At 56.0% G+C, this 18,734-nt stretch carries 14 protein-coding genes and 5 pseudogenes; 1 reads left to right on the forward strand and 18 read right to left on the reverse strand.

What is annotated here, in order from left to right; all coding sequences use genetic code 11:
• From rplW to TKWG_RS19965, 18 genes and pseudogenes are all read right to left on the reverse strand, one after another.
• The gene (gene rplW, locus TKWG_RS19885) at positions 1 to 303 is read right to left on the reverse strand and encodes a 50S ribosomal protein L23 (RefSeq protein WP_014752565.1); all 303 of its coding nucleotides are present in this window, start codon (positions 301 to 303) and stop codon (positions 1 to 3) included.
• A complete protein-coding gene (gene rplD / locus TKWG_RS19890; protein WP_014752566.1) occupies positions 300 to 920 on the reverse strand; it encodes a 50S ribosomal protein L4 in 621 nt (206 codons plus the stop codon). Before rplD ends, rplW begins: the two co-directional genes overlap by 4 nt.
• Positions 920 to 1,609: a 50S ribosomal protein L3 gene (gene rplC, locus TKWG_RS19895; RefSeq protein WP_014752567.1), complete on the reverse strand. Its 690-nt coding sequence runs from the start codon at positions 1,607 to 1,609 to the stop codon at positions 920 to 922. The genes rplD and rplC overlap by 1 nt, the downstream gene beginning before the upstream one ends.
• Before the next feature lie 117 nt (positions 1,610 to 1,726).
• Positions 1,727 to 1,942, reverse strand: a complete 216-nt coding sequence (locus tag TKWG_RS19900; protein WP_014752568.1) for a hypothetical protein — start codon at positions 1,940 to 1,942, stop codon at positions 1,727 to 1,729.
• A gap of 272 nt (positions 1,943 to 2,214) precedes the next feature.
• Positions 2,215 to 3,003, reverse strand: a complete 789-nt coding sequence (locus tag TKWG_RS19905; RefSeq protein ID WP_014752569.1) for a delta(1)-pyrroline-2-carboxylate reductase family protein — start codon at positions 3,001 to 3,003, stop codon at positions 2,215 to 2,217.
• A 2-nt stretch (positions 3,004 to 3,005) separates the two neighbouring features.
• Positions 3,006 to 3,146 carry a hypothetical protein gene (locus tag TKWG_RS24190; protein ID WP_014752570.1) on the reverse strand — a complete coding sequence of 47 codons (141 nt, stop codon included), beginning with the start codon at positions 3,144 to 3,146 and terminating at the stop codon, positions 3,006 to 3,008.
• Positions 3,139 to 3,738 carry a helix-turn-helix domain-containing protein gene (locus tag TKWG_RS19910; RefSeq protein WP_014752571.1) on the reverse strand — a complete coding sequence of 200 codons (600 nt, stop codon included), beginning with the start codon at positions 3,736 to 3,738 and terminating at the stop codon, positions 3,139 to 3,141. Before TKWG_RS19910 ends, TKWG_RS24190 begins: the two co-directional genes overlap by 8 nt.
• 1 nt (position 3,739) lies before the next feature.
• Positions 3,740 to 4,443, reverse strand: a pseudogene (locus TKWG_RS19915) (ABC transporter ATP-binding protein).
• A 17-nt stretch (positions 4,444 to 4,460) separates the two neighbouring features.
• Positions 4,461 to 5,287: pseudogene (locus TKWG_RS19920) on the reverse strand (ABC transporter ATP-binding protein).
• Positions 5,284 to 6,273, reverse strand: a complete 990-nt coding sequence (gene livM, locus TKWG_RS19925; protein WP_407636940.1) for a high-affinity branched-chain amino acid ABC transporter permease LivM — start codon at positions 6,271 to 6,273, stop codon at positions 5,284 to 5,286. Before livM ends, TKWG_RS19920 begins: the two are co-directional and overlap by 4 nt.
• Positions 6,197 to 6,769 (reverse strand): hypothetical protein, encoded by a 573-nt coding sequence (locus tag TKWG_RS27425; protein WP_014752576.1) that lies wholly within the window; start codon positions 6,767 to 6,769, stop codon positions 6,197 to 6,199. The genes livM and TKWG_RS27425 overlap by 77 nt, the downstream gene beginning before the upstream one ends.
• Positions 6,769 to 7,686 carry an ABC transporter permease subunit gene (locus tag TKWG_RS19935; RefSeq protein ID WP_014752577.1) on the reverse strand — a complete coding sequence of 306 codons (918 nt, stop codon included), beginning with the start codon at positions 7,684 to 7,686 and terminating at the stop codon, positions 6,769 to 6,771. Before TKWG_RS19935 ends, TKWG_RS27425 begins: the two co-directional genes overlap by 1 nt.
• 129 nt (positions 7,687 to 7,815) lie before the next feature.
• Positions 7,816 to 8,943: a branched-chain amino acid ABC transporter substrate-binding protein gene (locus TKWG_RS19940; protein ID WP_014752578.1), complete on the reverse strand. Its 1,128-nt coding sequence runs from the start codon at positions 8,941 to 8,943 to the stop codon at positions 7,816 to 7,818.
• Positions 8,944 to 9,037: 94 nt separating this feature from the next.
• A pseudogene (locus tag TKWG_RS19945) lies at positions 9,038 to 10,215 on the reverse strand (NAD(P)/FAD-dependent oxidoreductase).
• Positions 10,216 to 10,444: 229 nt separating this feature from the next.
• Complete coding sequence (locus TKWG_RS19950) at positions 10,445 to 11,347, reverse strand: transglutaminase family protein (protein WP_014752581.1); 903 nt, start codon at positions 11,345 to 11,347, stop codon at positions 10,445 to 10,447.
• Positions 11,348 to 13,936, reverse strand: a complete 2,589-nt coding sequence (locus TKWG_RS19955; protein WP_014752582.1) for a circularly permuted type 2 ATP-grasp protein — start codon at positions 13,934 to 13,936, stop codon at positions 11,348 to 11,350.
• A 208-nt stretch (positions 13,937 to 14,144) separates the two neighbouring features.
• Positions 14,145 to 15,091: pseudogene (locus tag TKWG_RS19960) on the reverse strand (alpha-E domain-containing protein).
• Between the two features lie 101 nt (positions 15,092 to 15,192).
• Positions 15,193 to 16,626, reverse strand: a complete 1,434-nt coding sequence (locus TKWG_RS19965; protein ID WP_014752583.1) for a circularly permuted type 2 ATP-grasp protein — start codon at positions 16,624 to 16,626, stop codon at positions 15,193 to 15,195.
• A 586-nt stretch (positions 16,627 to 17,212) separates the two neighbouring features.
• Between TKWG_RS19965 and amaB the strand changes: the two are divergent.
• A pseudogene (amaB, locus tag TKWG_RS19970) lies at positions 17,213 to 18,715 on the forward strand (L-piperidine-6-carboxylate dehydrogenase).
• Positions 18,716 to 18,734: the final 19 nt, after the last annotated feature.

Below are 18,734 nucleotides of genomic sequence, written 5' to 3' on the forward strand. Positions count from 1 at the left end.
TCAGTTTACCTCCGTAAAGTCGAGTTCCTGACCTTGCTTGAGTGAAACGTAGGCAATACGGTTGGCTTTGCGGCGACCGACGAAACGGCCTGAGCGCTTGACCTTACCCTTACGGTTCAGTACAGAGACGGAATCAACTTCAACTTTGAACAGCATTTCAACAGCTGCTTTCACTTCGGGCTTGGTTGCATCGGGTGCAACACGCAGCGCGATTTGGGGCTTCGCACCAGATTCGGCGATGAAAGTCGCTTTCTCGGTGATGACGGGTGCCAAAATCACTTGCAATAAACGTTCTGCTTTCATCCCAGCATCTCCTCGAATTGAGCGATAGCTGCTTTGGTGATCAGCACTTTTTTGTAGTGGACCAGAGACAGCGGATCAGCGTAACGCGGTTCTACAACAGCTACGTTTGGCAGGTTGCGAGTTGCCAGGTAGGTGTTTTCATCAACAGTATCGGTGATGATCAGAACAGAATCCAGACCCATGGCTTTCAGTTTTGACGCAGCCAGTTTTGTTTTTGGCGTGTCGAAAGTGAAAGCGTCAACAACGGCGATGCGACCTTCGCGAGCCAGTTGAGACAGGATCGAACGGATACCCGCGCGATACATTTTTTTGTTGACTTTCTGGCTGAAGTTTTCTTCAGGAGAGTTCGGGAATGCACGACCACCTCCACGCCAGATTGGGGAAGATGTCATACCGGCACGAGCGCGCCCGGTGCCTTTCTGGCGCCATGGTTTTTTCGTGCTGTGCTTGACCTGTTCGCGATCTTTCTGGGCACGATTACCGGCACGTGCATTTGCCTGATAGGCAATCACGACCTGGTGAACCAGTGCTTCGTTAAAGTCACGGCCAAAGATTGTGTCAGGTGCGCTGACGGTTGCGTCAGACTGGCCCTGATCGTTCAGGAGCTTAAGATCCATTATTTGGCTCCTTTCGCAGACATTTTGATGGCCGGCAGAACCACGACGTCGCCATTCTTGTGACCGGGCACTGCGCCACGGACCATCAGAAGACCACGTTCGGCGTCAACACGGATAACATCAAGATTTTGAACGGTACGGGTTACATCACCCAGGTGACCGGACATGCGTTTACCAGGGAAAATGCGACCTGGATCCTGTGCCTGACCGATAGAACCAGGCACGCGATGCGACCTGGAGTTACCGTGAGAAGCGCGCTGGGAACCAAAGTGGTGACGCTTGATGGTACCTGCGAAGCCTTTACCGATCGTTGTGCCTTGCACGTCGACTTTCTGGCCGGCTTCGAATACGCTTTCGACAGCAACAACGGCGCCGGCTGTAAATTCAGCGGCTTTTGCAGGATCGAGACGGAATTCTTTAAGGATGGAACCGGCTTCTGTACCGGCTTTTGCGTAGTGACCTGCTTGTGCCTTGACCACACGGCTTGCACGGCGTTCGCCGTAGGCTACCTGAACGGCAGCATAGCCGTCTGTGTCCAGAGACTTGACCTGGGTAACTCGGTTGTTGGATACGTCCAGCACGGTGACAGGGATTGACTCGCCTTCTTCCGTGAAGATACGCATCATGCCAACCTTGCGACCAACCAGTCCCAGCCGATAAGCGGCAGGCGTAGGTGTCGTATTCGACATCATTTTCTCCAATTCCCAGCTACGATTGGCTGGGGCTAAATTTAATATGATTCATCCGGTAAACTCAAGGCTGCAACGCATTGCCTTCCCGGACAACAATACCCATGCAGGTTCAATTCAAAGTGCTGTCAGCGGCATTGCGGTACCAAAAAAATGACAACGCAAAACCAGCAACTGACCAAACAGATCAAGGCGCATACAGGTATAAGAAAAGGCATAAAGACCACGCCGCGCCGCACTTTCCATGCCCGCTTCGCCCATCTTTAAAATCTTTCTTTGATACTTGTTTAGCGCCTGAAACCAGTTCAAAAGCCGGTCAATCAGTGAACCCAACTACAGTGGTTAGCCTGTGACTATAGCATTGCGCGAGCCGTTTGGCAAGAAAACTTACTGGCAATGAACAAAAAAGCCACGCCGAATCAATCATTTATGTCAGAAATTTGCGACAGGGGCAGGCGCTGTCGTATCGAGCGCGAACTCTCGTTCATCCAAAAAAGCGGCTAAAAAATCAGAGGGGACCGAGGCGCGGTATAGGGGAGTCATTCAATAATTCATGAACGGACCGTTTGCTCATCGCGGCTCACTTAACGCCCCTCAAGCCCCCACTAAAGGCCCGCCGCCGCCCTTGCGCAACGCGCTGCCGCCAGATCCCAGGCGGCGCAGCCGACGGTCTTGAACATGATCGGACGGGAATAATCGATGTCGCTTTCAATGGCCTGCGCCAGCGTAGTCACGTCGCTCCAGTCTTTTTTCGCCTGAATGTAATCGCCGGCTTCATGCTGTGCTCCGACCAGATCGTCGACATAGCACACGCTGTTCATCACCGTTTCCGGCGCCACCTCCACCATATGCGAGCGAAAGGCGCCCACGCCGATAATCAGGCGCCCGGCCAGCGGAGGCGCATGATAAACCGGTTCAACAGCCGTAGTCAGCGTAATGACCGCGTCAAACTGTTCCGGCAATTGATTCAGATCGGTCACTTGCAAGTGGATGCCGAGGGCGGCGTGGCGTTCACAAAAGGTCTGGGCCTTTGCCCAGGATTGCTCGCGTGCGGCAATATGCACCGTGGCATCGGGATACAGCTCGGCTATGGCCTGCACGTGCCCATCGGCCTGGCTCCCGGCACCAATGATCACAATGGTGCGCGGCTCTTGTTCCAGAAAAAGCTGCAGGCCGGCCATGGACAGTGCGGCCGTACGTCTTGCGGTCACCGTGGGGCCGTCCAGCACGAACAGCGGGACACCGGTGGCGCTGTCGAGCACTGACACCATGCCCTGGATGGTGGGCCGAGCTTGCGCAGGATTGTCCGGCAGCAGGGAAATCAGCTTATGTGCGCAAATATCCTGGGCCGTGCAAGGCATGGACAGCAGCACACCATCCTTGCTGCCAGGCACTGTCAGCACCTGGCGATCGGGCTGTGAATCTGGCCTGCCGCGTATTGCAAGGCCGCATCCAGGATATGCTGGCGCAACGGCCCGAAAGCGATTAACTGGCGCGTTTCTTCGGCACTGAACACACGTGGCACCGGACTACTCATTTACTTCTCCTGATTCTGCCTCGGGGCGCTGGGTCGCCATCCAGAGCACTTGTGCATCTTCCTGGCTGACGCTGATGCAGCGATGCCCCATGCGGCTGTCAATATAAAAACTGTCGCCCGGCCCCAGCGTTGCCTCGGCATAAAATTCCGTATGCAATTGGATCTGGCCACTGATCACATAAACGAATTCTTCGCCTTCGTGACGATTCCAGTCACTGAATGCGCTCAGGTCCCTGGCTGTAATACGTGTCAGAAAGGGCATCATCCGCTTGTGCGAGAGCTGCGAGCACAGCAGCAGATGTTCATAATACCGCGTCTTGTGCACCTTGCCCTGCCCGCTGCGATCAACCACGCAACGGCCCGCCCCCATCGGTTCGCGCGCCGGCGTAAACAGTTCGGAAACATCCAGCGACAGACCGATGGCCAGCTTCTGCAATACATCGTAGGTGGGCGACATCAGCCCGTTCTCGATTTTCGAGAGCGTCGAGGCCGCAATGCCACAGGCCCGTCCGGCCTGCTCCAGCGTCAGGTCATTGGCCTGGCGCACGGCACGCAGACGCTGCATCAGCGGCGTTTCCTCGCGGGCAGCCATCCTAATGGCTTCCCAGATAAGCGTCGCGGATCTCCGGGTTGGCCAGCAGTTCTGCGCCGGTACCCGTCATCCTGATCTCGCCGGTTACCATGACATAAGCCCGGTCGGCCAGCTTGAGCGCGTGATTGGCATTTTGCTCAACCAGAAAAATGGTTTTGCCGCTTTTGCCCAATTCCCGGAGCACTGAAAAAATCTGGCGCACAATCAGCGGCGCCAGCCCCAGGCTGGGCTCATCCAGCAAAATCATGTCGGGCCGACTCATGAGTGCGCGGGCGATAGCCAGCATCTGCTGCTCTCCGCCCGACAGCGTCCCGGCACGCTGGTTGCGCCGTTCTTTGAGGCGCGGAAACAAATCAAACATATGCTGCCGGTCTTCGTCCAGATGGGCGTCGCCAATAGGCAGGGTCCCGATCATGATATTTTCTTCCACCGTCATTTTCGGGAAGATGCGGCGACCCTCGGGCACCTGGGCAATGCCCTGGGTGGCAATCTTATGCGGCGGCAGGCGCAACAGGTTATTGCCTTTGTACAGGATCTGCCCGGTGCGCGCCGGGGCGCGCCGAAAATGGTCATGAGCAGGGTGCTTTTGCCGGCGCCATTGGCGCCGATCAGCGTAACGATCTCACCCGGATTGATATGCAGCGACACGTTTTTGAGTGCCTGAATCTGCCCGTAGTAGGAGCTCACATCCTTGATTTCAAGAATTGGGGTGTCTGCCATGCTTAGTCCTCCACTTCGGTGCCCAGATAGGCAGCGATCACCACGTCGGAATTGCGAATGTGTTCCGGCGTGCCGGCGTCAATCACCTTGCCTGATCCATCACAATAATATGCTCGGAAATCTCCATAACCAGGCCCATATCGTGCTCAATCAGCAGAACGGTCACCTTATGCTCGTCGCGCAGCTTGCGGATGAGCGCTGAAAGTTCCCGGGTTTCACGCGGATTCAGGCCGGCGGCCGGTTCATCCAGACAGATAATTGCCGGATCGGTGCACATGGCGCGCGCGATTTCCAGGCGACGCTGGCGACCATAGGACAGTTCGCCCGCCAGCCGGTTGGCGTCTTCGGACAAATTAACGATCTCAAGCCACTCGAAAGCACGGGCCAGCGTGGCCTCTTCCTTGTCTGAAAAATCCGAGGTGACCAGCAGGCCGGAAAACAGGTTACGGTTCTGCTTGCGATGCTGCGCCACCAACAGGTTTTCCAGCACGGTCATATCCTTGAACAGACGGATGTTCTGAAACGTACGGGCGATACCGGCACGGGCAACCAGGTATGAACCACCGGTTACCTTGCGGCCCAGCAGTTCGCCGATTTCCACTTGTCCGTCAGGCTGGGTCAGGTAGATATGTCCGGCCGAGACCGTATAAAAGCCGGTAATGCAGTTAAAGACCGTGGTTTTGCCGGCGCCGTTGGGGCCGATCAACGCCGTAATCGATCCCCTGCGTACATCGAAACTGACATCATTGTTGGCAATAATGCCGCCAAATCGGCGTGTCAGGTGCTGAACCGATAGTATCGCGTCCTCTTTCACGTCCTGGGCCATCATGCCACCTCGCTTTTTCTGAATACGGATCGTTTCGGCCGCAACAGGCCGTTGGGCCGCCAGATCATCATCAAAATCATGAGCAGACCGAAAATCAGCACGCGATAACCAGCAAATTCGCGAAGGAATTCAGGCAACAGCGTGAGCGTAAAGGCAGCGATGATCACGCCGATGGATGATCCCATGCCGCCCAGCACCACAATAGACAGAATCAGCACCGACTCGAAAAAGTTGAACGATTGCGGACTGATAAAGCCCTGTGCCGTGGCAAAAAATACGCCTGCCAGACCGCCGATCATCGCGCCCAGCATGAAGGCGGACAGCTTGACCGTCACGTGGTTAATGCCCAGTGAGCGGCAGGCAATTTCGTCTTCCCGCAAGGCTTCCCAGGATCGCCCGATGGGCATGACGCGCAACTGGGTAAAAAAGCGCAGCGCAATCATGCTGATCACAAACAGCAACAAATAGACAAAGAGATAACGATAGTCACTGCTGTACGGCAGACCGAAAAAGTCATGAAACGCCACTGCGTCACCGCGTGCGCGCCGTACGAATTCCAGATTGAAAATAGTCGGGTCCGGAACCGATGCGCCATTGGGACCGCCGGTAAAACTGATCCAGTTGACCAGTACCAGGCGGATAATTTCGCCAAAACCCAGCGTCACAATGGCCAGATAATCCCCATGCATCTTGAGTACCGGAAACCCCAGCAGCCCGCCGCATAGCGCCGCCAGCAAAGGCGCAAGAAACAGCGCGGTCCAAAAACCGATACCCAGGTACTCGGCGCCCAATGCCAGAAAATAGGCGCCGACCGCATAGAACGCCACAAAGCCCAGATCAAGCAAACCGGCAAGCCCGACAACGATATTCAGACCCAGCCCCAGCAATACATACACCATGGCCAGGGTCAGGTTATTGATCCAGCTTTTGCCGAACCAGCCGAAGTAGAAGAACAACAAAGGCAGCAACAGGCCCACCAGAAACAACACCGGCAGCGCACCCTTCCACGGATGTTTCTTGCCCCGGCGCTTCGGTATACGCACACCCATGGCGATCATGACGAACAGCACGACCAGCACCAGGCAATGCCGGCGCCCGGTAGATGATGCCGGACAGACCCAGCGCCAGGAACAGTGCCATCAGGCCGCCGCCCCACAGCAGTACGTGCCTCAGGCGCTTGCCGCCATCGGCATACTCATCTTCCACCTCAACACCGTGTTCGGTCTTGATAAAGTTCTGGATGAAGTTCTGCCCGGTCTGTGTCTGCGCGCCCACCGATACAAAAAAGCGCACGAACGCGACAATCAGGCCGATAGCCACGCCATTCAGAAAGAACGGGCTGCGGAACCAGTCCAGCGTGAACGAGTACTGCTTGAGAACGAAATTGGTAATCGGACTGAATACCAGCATGGTCAAGATGCCGGCAACCACAGCGTCGCGCAATGAATGGCCAAAATCGATGGTTGTAGTTTGCGTGGTACTCATTACACTTTCTCCACGGCAGGCCGGCCCAGCAGGCCACTCGGTTTGAAGATCAGCACCAGCACCAGCACACTGAAGGAAAACACATCCTTGTAGTCACTGCTCACGAAGCCGGCGAACAGCGATTCGAGCACACCCAGGATCAGGCCGCCCAGCATGGCGCCGGGCAACGAACCAATTCCGCCCAGCACGGCCGCGCTAAACGCCTTGATACCCAGAATAAAGCCAATATGAAAATCGAAAGAGCCGTAGTTGAATGTGACCAGTTCACCGGCCACCGCCGCCATCACCGAACCGATGACAAATACAGTTGAAATAATTCGGGTGGTATTGATTCCCAGGATGGTCGCCATCTTGCGATCCTGTTCAACCGCCCGACATTGCCTGCCCAGGCTGGTTTTCTGAATCACCCAGGTAAGGATCATCATGGCAATAAAGCTGACAACCACAATCAGCAGATCGATATAGCGAATCTGGAAGAAGCCGGCATCAGACCCGATAGTAAAGCCACCCTGAATAACCGAGGGCACACCCTGTACATAGGGCCCCTGGCTGACCTGCACATAGTTTTGCAGCAGCAGGGAAACGCCGATGGCCGTAATCAGCGGGGCCAGGCGATTGGTCGTGCGTAACGGACGGTACACGGTGCGTTCAATATACCAGCCATACAGCCCGGTAATAAACATGGTGACCATCAGGGTAAGCAGCAAGGAAAGCGCCAGCGAATCTATGCCAAGAAATGTGAATACGGCAAATGCAATTGCAGTGATATAAGCACTGATCATGTAGATTTCACCGTGGGCGAAATTGATCATGCCGATAATGCCATAAACCATGGTGTAGCCAATTGCAATCAAGCCGTAAATAGCGCCCAGCGTGACGCCATTTACCAATTGCTGGCCCAGAATATACCAATCCATGATTGTACCTTTTCAGGGTGAAGACAAAGGTCTGGTGTTTTGCGAAAAAACAGCCATCGCTTCTTGGGAGTATTTATGCGGTAAATGCAGACGGCGCATGTTGATGTCATGCGCCGTCCCGTTCAGACCTTACTTTTTATACTCTACGTACTTGCCGTCTTTGTTCCAGACATACAGCACGAAGTCGTTGGATTTGAGGTCACCCTTTTCATCCCAGCCCTTGTTACCCGTTACTGTGGGAACCGGATTGGCCTTGAGCCAGTCGGCCAGCTTGGTGCCGTCTGTCTCATCCTTGTTGGCTGCCAGTGCCGCTGCGACAGCCTGTACTGCAGCATAGGAATACAGTGTAAAGCCCTCGGCATCGCTACCCGATTTTTTCAGCGCATCAACGACTTCTTTGGAAGCCGGGTCATTGCGCGGGTCTTTCAGAAAGCTCATATATACGCCTTCTGCATTCTGGATACCGCCTGCAGCAGTCACGAAAGCGGGATCGGCAATACCATCATCAGAGATGAATGGCGTTTTCAGACCCTGTTGACGCATCTGTTTGACCAGCACACCGGCCTCGGCATACAGACCACCGAAGAAGACGGCATCCACGTTGGCGCCCTTGATTTTTGTGACCAGCGCATTGTAGTCACGCTCGCCGCGTGTCACGCCGTCTTCAAGCACCACTTCAATACCCAGCTTCTTGGCAGCATCGCGCGTGGCATTGGCCAGGCCGACACCGTAAGTATCTTTATCATTGATGATCGCAACGCGCTTGACCTTAAGCACATCCTTCATGAATTGCGCATCCACTTCACCCTGCTGATCATCGCGTCCGCAAGTGCGCAGAATCGTTGACAGTTCCCTTTCGGTCACCTTGGGATTGGTCGAAGCCGGCGTGATGTTCAGGATGTTGGCTTCGTCATAGATTTCGGAAGCGGGGATGGTGCTGGACGAGCAGAAATGACCGATCACGGCCGTGACTTTCTCCTGATCAACCAGGCGATTGGCGGCAGCGACCGCCTGCTTGGGATCACATGCGTCATCAACGGTAACCAGTTTGAGCTGCTTGCCGTTAACGCCGCCCTTGGCATTGATGGCATCAATGGCTGCCTGTGCACCGGTCTGCAACTGCTTGCCAAACGCTGCGCTGCCCCCTGTCATGGGCGCGCCCAGGCCGATTTTGATTTCATCTGCGGCCAGCGCCGGCGTCCCGAAGGCAGCGGTAAGCGCGGAGGCCAGAAATACTCTCTTCAACATTTTATTCATGCTTTTCTCCTGATCGACGAGCATGGGTCCTGCACGAGGCAAAACCAATTTTGAATATGCGACAGGCACACGCCGGTCACGCTACTTACCACCACTACCACACATTCTGCTCCACAATGGGCTGATTGTTCAAAACACGTTCCCAGCTCATGCGGGAGAGGTCAAGACTGCGATACTTTCCAAATTCGATAAGTTCAGCCAGCCCGCGACCAACAGCGGGTGATTGTTGCATACCATGTCCGCTGAAACCATTAGCGTAAACCATATTTTCTACAGCTGGGTGGTACCCAAGAATCACATTCTGGTCGAACGTGTTGTAGTCATAATGGCCCGCCCAAGCATGCTCGCAGCGCAGGGCTTCGAAGGCCGGAACGCGTGCGGCCAGAATCGGCCACAGCAGCTCATCGAACAACTCATGCTGAACGTCATAGTCAAAGCATTCGGGATCCTGATCCTGCGGGGGCTGTATGCCACCAATAAAGCCTTCACCCTCCGGATGAAAATAGGCGCCGCTCGGATCGATCACCATGGGGCAATCGGCAATTTTTTCGGGGCAGGTGAAATAAAAGACGCAGCGCTTGCGCGACTCTTGCGGCAACACCACGCCCACCTGCGCCGAGAGCGCCGCCGCCCCTGTTCCGGCCGCATTGACCAGCGTGGCGCAGGCAATTTGCCTGCCGCTTTTCAGGGTCACGCCTGTCACGGTTCTGCCGGCTTTGTTGATGGCAACGACTTCATCTTCAATGTAGGTGACCCCCTGGGCGATAGCCTTGCGGCGAAACGCGCGCATCATGCCATAGGCATCCAGCCACCCTTCGCCTGTTACGCCGTAGGAGCCAAGCGCCAGGTCTTCCACGTTCAGCCAGGGCCATGTTGCCTTTAGTTCTGCAGGCGTTTTCAAAACGATATCGGCCCCCAGGCTACGCTGCAGCGCATTGTTTTCACGCATGACCTTCTCGCCCCAGGGGTGGAGAGAAACAGGTAGCCTTTTTCCTGGAAGCCCACATCGGGGCGATCGCCATCGACGGCCAGTGTGTCGCCGAAGTGACGCAGGAACTCGGTGCCGAACTGCGAGAGCTGAATATTTTCCGGCGTTGAGAATTGGTGCCGGATGGAAGCGGCTGACAGGGCCGTTGCGCATTTCTGATAACTGGCATCTTTTTCGATCACCAGGATTGAACCGTCGAAGGAAGCCGATGCGCTCAGGAAATAGGCCAGCGAACTGCCCGTGGCTGCACCACCAACGATCACGACATCATATTGACTATTCACACCGAATTTTCCGGGAAGAAGTTAAGACATATATCTAAATTCTCATAAGAAAAAAAATTCGTCAATAATTTTTTTTTAAGTTTAAAGGTAAATTTTTAAGCGCTATTTTTTATTGTTATAAATCAATAACTTGCGAATATAAAAAATCGACCGAATCCTATGGAAAACCCTGATGAAAAAATAATTCCGACAGGAAATTTACGATTATCACAACTGAAATAGAGGCAATTTAACGCGGCATTTCACTTTCCGGCATGACCGTAACCGAGGTTTTCAGACTATGCGCACTACTTCCGTACATCATGCCCCGAATTGGTGAGACATCGGAAAAATCGCGGCCCCAGCACAGGGTGATATGTTCCTGGTCGGGAAACACATTATTGGTCGGATCCGAGTCTACCCAGCCATGGCCTGGAATATAGACGGACACCCAGGCATGCGAGGCGTCTGCCCCGACCAACCGGGGCTGGCCGGCCGGCGGGTGGGTCAGCAGATAGCCGCTGACATAGCGCGCAGCCAGGCCGAGCGCGCGCAGACAGGAAATCATGAAATGCGCAAAGTCCTGGCATACGCCGCGACGCTTTTGAAAGACCTCCTGCACCGGGGTGGAAATGGTGGTGGCCTGCGGGTCAAACACAAATTCGTTGAAAATACGCGCTTGCAACGCTCCCACCGCGGCCAGCACAGGCATGCCGGGACGGATGGCCTGACGCGCCCACTGGGCAATAGCGGGCAGCAGGCGGATGTGATTCGATTCGAAGCGAAACTGGGTGGCCTCGAAGTCATAGGGCAGATACGTCCTTCCCGACATATAGCGCAAATGATTCACGACCTCTTCCCAGGGCGGCGTAGCTGCGCTGTCCGGCAGCCGCCGATGAGTCAGGCTGACCACTGAATGCGCCCGCACCGCCAGCCGGTTGTGGTCACCCATCAGGGTGAAATACTGCAGGGGATTGCCAAAGCAATCGAGCAAAAAGTCGATCTTGTCCGGACACGGCTCAATATTGATGGTGTGGGACTCGGGTCCCTGCCAGGGCAATATACGCGGAGAAAGCCGCAGTATCTGCCGCGACTGGGTCACCGGTGAGTGGTAATCATATTCCGTGTCATGCTGAATGTGATAAGTCACCATTTACAGGAACTCCTTGTTGGCCGCCTCAAGACCGGTATCGCTCGTAATGGTCTCGGTAACAAGAAAATACTGATGACTGATGCTGTTGGCGTAAATGGACAGCCCGTAAGAAATATCGGCGCATACATTGGCCAGTTGCTGATAAATCTGGTCGGCTGCAGGCGTTCCCACTGCAAAGCGCGCCAGATCAATCGCATCCATATCGCCCAGCGCCTTTTGCAGGATTTGCCTGCTTTGCGCCTCCTGGACACTGAATGCAGCGCTGTTATCCAGCAGGCTCTGGCACAGGTAGCGCAGTGAATAAGGATTGCTGCGGTCAAACACCAGCAGATACAGCACGGCCAGCATCTCTTCTTCGCGATGGTAGCGGGCGCGATAGGTCACGATACTGTAGGCGATTTCCAGCAGCGACTCGAGCATAATGGTTTTGTCATGCTCGCTCTGCTTGAGGAAAAACCCAAGCGTATCGCTCATGCGACCCAGCTTTTCGATCAGACGGCCCAACAGCAGAAAGCTCCAGCCCTCATCACGCGTCATCTGTTCATGCGTAAAACCCGACAGGATCGAGCAACTGGCGAACAGTTCCTGCATGCGCTGCTGCACCACGGTCAGATCGAATTCGGTGGTACCCAGATAGGCGGGCATGTAGTTGACCACCCACCACACATCCAGCGACAGCCTTTCCCGTATATTGAACGCACACTGATGCAGATAGTTCACATTATTGTTCAGCGCGCCGCTGAGCGATGAAGGCGCCAGCGATGCGCCCAGCTGATGACGAATGAAATTGATGTCATAGGTATCGTCATCGCCGATGGATTGCGCCGACGGCACAGGCAGTACATGCAGATCCGTTGCCAGCTTATACAGCAACGTGATCAGTGTTTCCTTCTCGGTCACGCGTTCGGTCAGGTTGCGGATGATGGTGCGCAGCAGCAGTACCGACAGTTCGGCGCGGATGCCATAGCGCCCCATCCAGAACAGATTCTCGCCAATGCGGGCCGGGGTGGTCGTATGCGCCGCCAGCAATTGTTCGAGCGTGAGCGGCTTGGCCTCAAACGCATCCGGTACACTGCGCACCCGGGCGCGAACCGGCGGCACGGTAACCTCCGTCGGCACGGCAGAACGGCCCGCTCGACAGACCCATAGGTCCTTGTTGATCTGCCGGTTGCGCGAAGACAATACCGGCGTATTGCTTTTGTCTTCGACCCGTACCACCCCGCCGGGCATGACCTGATAGGAACCATCATGGGTCAGAGTGGCGAACACCCGCATGGTAAAGCGACGCATCTGCAGCTGCTGCGATTCAAGATCAATTTCCGGGATGCGGGCCAGCGGCATTACCTCATGCGCTACCAACGAACGCGGGCTGGTCTCCAGCCGCTGCAACAGCGCCTCGCGCTGCACCTGATTCAGATCTGGCACGTACTGCGGGCTGGCGCGCATCGATGAAAAACTGGATTTGAACATCAGCGAATCAAAGTGCTTGCGCGCATATTCCAGATTGGCCTCGTCGCCACACCACCAGCTGCGGATCGAATCCATCAGCAAGGGTTCGCCGCGCAGATGCTGGCAGATGCCGGGTAAAAATTCCAGCATGCCCGCAGATTCGAGTACGCCCGAGCCCAATGCATTGCACACCGTCACGTTGCCCTTGCGGATGGCCTGCAGCAGGCCAGGAATACCTGGATAGTCGCTGCCATACAGCTCCATCGGATCGCATTCGCTGTCTTCCAGGCGACGCAGCACCACGTGCACCCGCTGCAGGCCCCGCAGCGTCTTCAGATACAGCAGATCGTTGCGTACGGTCAGGTCCAGGCTCTCGGTAATCGGCACCCCCATTTGCCGGGCCAGGAAAACATGTTCGAAATATGCCGGATGTTTGGGGCCGGGCGAGAGCAGCACCGTAACCACGTTACCGTCTTCGACCGACATGCTCGATAGCAGGGTCTGGCGCAGCGCGCGGAAATAATCGGTTTGCGGGTGAACCCGCAACTGATTAAACAGTGCCGGCAACGCTGTACTCATGATCTGGCGATTCTGCAGGGCATAGCCTGCACCCAGCGGCCCCTGGGTCCGATCCTTCAGCACCCGCCACTGCCCCTGCGCATCGCGGGCAATATCAACCGCGTACATATGCAGGTGATTTTCGTGCGTATCCAGGGTATTGATACAAGGCCATAGAAAACCGCGCTGGCCGAATATGAGCGAAGGAGGCACCAGGCCCCGCCGAATCAATTGCTGCGGGCCGTAAATATCGCGCAGCGTGTCGTTGATCACCGCCGCGCGCTGGGCCACCGCCAGCTCGATGAAGTCCCATTCCTGCTCAGAAATCACATATGGAATAACACTGAGCGACTCCCAGGGCTCGGTACTGCCATCTTCGCTATAGGCATTGTAGATACTGCCGCGGTTCTGGATGTTTTCGGTGATGTATGCCAGAAAGCCCTTGAGATCAGCGGGAGCCAGATTCCTGAGCGCAGACAGCACAGACTCCCACTCCGGCGCCAGGTGCTGGGCCTGGTCACGCAGCTCGGAAAACGCTCCATCCGGGGAAGGACGCAGTAATTGATCAAGAGAAAAGTCCATGCAACCATTGATGATGACTTTACAATGAGTCATTGTACGCAATTTCGCCCAGACGCCTACCCCTTGTTTCGACTAATCGGCGACAACGATGCACCTGCACCACACCCCGTGCCAGCTGGGACACACGCCCTGGCGCGCGTACTGCCGCAGCCGATTGCGCCCCGCCAGCGCCGTTGCATGTTCTTCAGGCCTGCAGCAGCCGATGATGCTATTGCACCGGCTGCCACAGGAAATCGTCATTGATACCCTGGCCGATCACCTCCATATTCTCCAGATACCTGGTCAGCCAGTCATGCAGACCCGCCTTGAAAATTTCATTGATCGTGGTATAGCGCAGGTCCGCATCCAGCCTTCCAGCCAGGCGCAGCGTTTCATCGGATTTGGCATTGCGTACTTTTTGCAAATGAGCCAGCAGCTCGCATGAGGAATGGGCCAATGAATGCGGCATGTCCGGATGCAACACAATCAGCTCGATCACCCGCTTGGGGTCGACCGTTTCGCGAAACACCTGACGATAAATTTCCAGGCCGGAGAGCGAACGCAGCACCGCAGTCCAGTGATAGAGCTGGGTGACCAGCTTGCGCTTGTCGTCGGCCGCATTTTCCAGGTAGAAACGAATTTCCAGCATGCGCGCAGTATTGTCGGCGCGCTCCAGATAGGTGCCCAGCCGCATGAAATTGTACGTTTCGTTGCGCAGCATGGTACCTTCCTGGGCGCCAACGTCTGCAGGGAACGAGTCTTGATCCATTCGAAGAACCGCGTCGGATTGCTGGCCAGCATCGGCGTCTTGAGCAGGCGGTTCATCTCCAGCCAGGTAGCATTGATGGTTTCCCATACTTCGGATGTCACAGTGCCGCGTATCGCCCGCACATTTTCCCGGGCCAACCGGATGCATGAAACGATGGACGAGGTGTAGTTCTTGCTGTTGACGACAAAATCGATCACCCGATCCGCGCTGATGGCGCCGCATTCTGCCTCATACTGTTCCAGCGTTTCCAGTGTCGCCAGCACACTGCGCCAGCTATAGTCCGAATGGTCTTCGTCATTGGTCATAAGGGTCGTCTGGTAACAGACCTCCAGCAGACGCACGGTATTTTCTGCCCGCTCCAGGTAACGGGACATCCAGTAAATATGATCGGCGGTACGACTTAACATGATTCTTCCTTATTCTTGATTCGACGACAATGCGGTCTGCTGCAGCGCGACGGCGCGGTCAGCCAGACGGCATCCACCCGCTTTGCGTCCGGCCGGTGCTCCTAACCGCGCCGGTTGATGACCCAGGTATCCTTGGTGCCGCCGCCCTGCGACGAGTTGACCACCAATGATCCCTCCTTCAATGCCACGCGGGTCAATCCACCCGCAGCCATGCGAATCGTCTTGCCGGATAGCACGAACGGCCGCAGATCCACATGACGTGGCGCGATGCCGGCCTCAACGAACGTCTGGCACGTGGACAACGCCAGCGTCGGCTGGGCAATGTACTTGGCCGGGTCCTTTTTGATCAGCTGCTCGAACCTGGCCAGCTCATCGCGCGTGGCCGCCGGCCCCACGAGCATGCCGTAACCGCCGGCACCATGCGTTTCCTTGACCACCAGTTCCTTCAAGTTGGCCAGCACATAGGCCTTATCCTCTTCATTGCGGCACATATAAGTGGGCACATTGCTCAGCAGCGGTTTTTCGCCCAGATAGAAGCGGATCATTTCCGACACATACGGGTACACCGACTTGTCGTCGGCGATACCGGTGCCGATGGCATTGCATAGCGTCAGGTTGCCCGCCTTGTACGCCCGCATTAGACCCGGCACGCCCAACGCCGAATCCTTGCGAAACACCTCGGGATCCAGAAAGTCATCGTCCAGGCGGCGATACATGACATCGACGCGCTGCGGCCCCTGGGTGGTTCTCATGTAGACATAATCGTCCTTGACGAACAGGTCCTTGCCTTCGACCAGCTCCACGCCCATTTGCTGCGCCAGAAACGTATGCTCGAAGTATGCAGAGTTGTACATACCGGGCGTGAGCACCACAATGGTGGGTTTGTCGATGCCTTCAGGCGCCGACTCGATCAGGGTTTCAAGCAGCAGATCAGGATAATGCGCTATCGGTGTGACTTTGATTTTGCTGAAAAGGTCGGGGAACAGCCGCATCATCATCTTGCGGTTCTCCAGCATGTAGCTCACGCCGGACGGCACCCGCAGATTGTCTTCGAGCACATACAGCTCACCCTGACCGGCGCGCACGATGTCTATGCCCGCGATATGCGCATAGGTTTGATGCGGCACATCCAGACCGACCATCTCCGGGCGGTATTGCGTGTTATTGATGATCAGGTCGGCAGGAATGAGCCCGGCGCGAATCATGTCCTTGTCGTGGTAGACATCATGCAGGAACATATTCAGGGCCCTGACGCGCTGCTCGACGCCGCGCTGCAAGGCGTTCCACTCTCGTTGCGGGAATACGCGGGGAATGATGTCAAACGGAATGGTGCGCTCTGTGCCATCGCCGTCGCCCGATACCGAGAAGGTAATCCCCACCTGCTGAAACAGCGCCTCGGCTTCTTCGCGTTTGTTCAGCAGCAAATCGGCCTCCTGTCGCTCCAGCCACTTGAGGTATTCTTCATAGTGCTTGCGGGGGACCGGTTTCTTTTTCGCCTCTTCCAGCCATATCTCATTGTAAAACTTGGGAGCCATATACCTGTTTCCTTTGTTAACTGATTGCGCAGGATTGCCAAAGCAAAAGTGGTGCCACTTTCGGGCCACGCCAACTGGCGGCAGCGGCGCCAGGGTCTAGTGAGTCATGATGAACAGGGGAAAGTACGAATGGGACGAGACCTCCGTTAGTGTTAAATTTCCTTTAAGAAATTTTTTGACTTTAAGAAAGGATGGCAGTACGCTACCACAATTGAATGTTGAACGACCATTGCCCTTGCGGCTCACCCCGGTAACGTCGCTGGCCATTGCCGCTTGCCATTTAAGCGTGATAGCACCTCCCATTCAAAGCTGTGGTTAAAACGCGGTGCAAAGCACAGTAAAGCCCGGATTAAAGCAATGTTGAAGCTGTGCCAGCGTTCTGTTCAAACAGTTTTGGTTGAAAATTTCGTTCGCAATTATTTTTATGTTAACAATAGCATATAGGACAGAATCATCGTCAAGCTGCGCTACGTGAAGTTCGTTGGCATTTATTGACAGTTCAGGCTCTGTCGCCTGTATGTGTGATCCGTGTGTCTATTGTTACCGTTATCTATCCCGGTTCTGCCGGCAAACAAGGAAACCGAAAATGGATTCAGTCAAGGAATTATTCAGCGCGCTGGGCATCGCCCAGGAATCGGTCACCGGTGGTTCGCTGCCGGTCCACTCGCCGGTAGACGGTGCTCGCATTGCCGATGTTCGGGAACATACGAAGCAGCAAACGAACCAGGCGATTGACCAGGCCGTTGCTGCCCAAAAGGCATGGCGCAATGTTCCGGCACCGCGCCGTGGCGAGCTGATCAGGCTGCTGGGTGAAGAGCTGCGTGAACACAAGGCGGCCCTGGGTCGTCTGGTGTCCGTCGAAGCCGGCAAGATCACCGCAGAGGGTGAAGGCGAAGTGCAGGAGATGATCGACATTTGTGATTTCGCGGTCGGCCTCTCGCGCCAGCTGTATGGCTTGACCATCGCATCGGAGCGCCCCGGCCACCGCATGATGGAGACCTGGCATCCGGTAGGTGTGGTCGGTGTGATCACCGCATTCAATTTCCCGGTGGCCGTATGGTCATGGAATACTGCCCTGGCGCTGGTATGCGGCAACGCAGTCATCTGGAAGCCTTCGGAAAAAACCCCGCTCACGGCACTGGCAACCCAGGCCCTGTTTGAGCGCGCCTTAAGCGCTTTGGCGACGCACCGGCGCATCTGGCCCAGGTGGTGATCGGCCAGCGCGACGTGGGCCAGGTGCTGGTAGACAGCCCCAAGGTTGCCTGGTATCGGCCACCGGCTCGACCCGCATGGGTCGCGAGGTAGGACCACGCGTGGCAGCCCGTTTCGGCCGTAGCCTGCTGGAGCTGGGCGGCAACAATGCCATTATTGTCAGCCAGTCGGCTGATCTGGATCTGGCGGTGCGCGGCATTCTTTTTGGCGCCATCGGCACCTGCGGCCAGCGTTGTACGTCCACCCGCCGCATTATCGCGCATCGCGATGTCGTGCAGGAGCTGACCGCCCGCCTGAAAAAAGCCTATGCATCGGCCACCATCGGCAGCCCGCTGGAAGCCGGCACGCTGGTCGGGCCGCTAATTGATCAGGCCGCCTTCGAGGCCATGCAAAATGCGCTGGGCCAGGCCACCGAACAGGGTGGCACGGTGACAGGGGCGAGCGCGCACTGCAAGAGCGCTTCCCCAATGCATTCTATGTCCGGCCGGCCATTGTCGAAATGCCCGGGCAGACAGACGTCGTGCGTCACGAAACATTCGCGCCCATTCTGTACATCATGAGCTATGACAGGTTCGAAGAGGCCATTGAGATGCAAAACGACGTACCACAGGGCCTGTCTTCTGCCGTTTTCACCACAGACTTGCGCGAGGCCGAGCAGTTCATGTCCGCATCGGGCTCCGATTGCGGTATTGCAAATGTGAACATCGGCACATCGGGTGCGGAAATCGGTGGCGCCTTTGGCGGAGAAAAAGAAACCGGCGGCGGCCGCGAATCAGGCTCAGACGCCTGGAAAGCCTATATGCGTCGCGCCACCAACACCGTAAACTATTCTCGTGAACTGCCGCTGGCTCAGGGTATCCGCTTCGGCGAAGACTAAGCACCAGCGCATACGATGG

The organism is Advenella kashmirensis WT001, assembly GCF_000219915.2.
Classification (GTDB): Bacteria; Pseudomonadota; Gammaproteobacteria; order Burkholderiales; family Burkholderiaceae_B; genus Advenella; species Advenella kashmirensis.

Bases quoted from the DNA above. Each gene is read 5' to 3' on its own strand.
- rplW (WP_014752565.1), bottom strand. From the start codon at position 303: ATGAAAGCAGAACGTTTATTGCAAGTGATTTTGGCACCCGTCATCACC.
- rplD (WP_014752566.1), bottom strand. From the start codon at position 920: ATGGATCTTAAGCTCCTGAACGATCAGGGCCAGTCTGACGCAACCGTC.
- rplC (WP_014752567.1), bottom strand. From the start codon at position 1,609: ATGTCGAATACGACACCTACGCCTGCCGCTTATCGGCTGGGACTGGTT.
- TKWG_RS24190 (WP_014752570.1), bottom strand. From the start codon at position 3,146: ATGAGTAGTCCGGTGCCACGTGTGTTCAGTGCCGAAGAAACGCGCCAG.
- TKWG_RS19910 (WP_014752571.1), bottom strand. From the start codon at position 3,738: ATGGCTGCCCGCGAGGAAACGCCGCTGATGCAGCGTCTGCGTGCCGTG.
- TKWG_RS27425 (WP_014752576.1), bottom strand. From the start codon at position 6,769: ATGAGTACCACGCAAACTACAACCATCGATTTTGGCCATTCATTGCGC.
- TKWG_RS19935 (WP_014752577.1), bottom strand. From the start codon at position 7,686: ATGGATTGGTATATTCTGGGCCAGCAATTGGTAAATGGCGTCACGCTG.
- TKWG_RS19940 (WP_014752578.1), bottom strand. From the start codon at position 8,943: ATGAATAAAATGTTGAAGAGAGTATTTCTGGCCTCCGCGCTTACCGCT.
- TKWG_RS19950 (WP_014752581.1), bottom strand. From the start codon at position 11,347: ATGGTGACTTATCACATTCAGCATGACACGGAATATGATTACCACTCA.
- TKWG_RS19955 (WP_014752582.1), bottom strand. From the start codon at position 13,936: ATGGACTTTTCTCTTGATCAATTACTGCGTCCTTCCCCGGATGGAGCG.
- TKWG_RS19965 (WP_014752583.1), bottom strand. From the start codon at position 16,626: ATGGCTCCCAAGTTTTACAATGAGATATGGCTGGAAGAGGCGAAAAAG.